The 223-nt window shown below is 30.5% G+C and carries 1 protein-coding gene; it reads left to right on the top strand.

Going from position 1 to position 223, the window contains the following annotated elements; translation table 11 throughout:
* Window positions 1–71: 71 nt before the first annotated feature.
* Window positions 72–223: single-stranded DNA-binding protein (locus tag Q4Q35_RS18045; protein WP_303279420.1), on the top strand; the 152-nt coding region annotated here is incomplete at its 3' end.

Genomic DNA, 223 nt, shown 5'->3' with positions numbered 1-223 from the left:
GTTTCATATTTGCAGTGTTGAATCATAGAAGGTTCAATTGTATTAACTGTTTAACATTAAAATTTAAAATTATGAACACGCTTAGAAACAAAGTACAGTTGATTGGTAACTTAGGAAACGATCCAGAAATTATTAATCTAGAATCAGGTAAAACATTAGCAAAGTTTGCTATTGCAACCAACGAAAGCTACACGAATAATAACGGTGAAAAAATCACAGACAC

It is taken from the genome of Flavivirga aquimarina, assembly GCF_030540835.1.
In the GTDB taxonomy this organism is placed as follows: domain Bacteria; phylum Bacteroidota; class Bacteroidia; order Flavobacteriales; family Flavobacteriaceae; genus Flavivirga; species Flavivirga aquimarina.
This window is presented reverse-complemented; position numbering and strand designations above follow the sequence as displayed.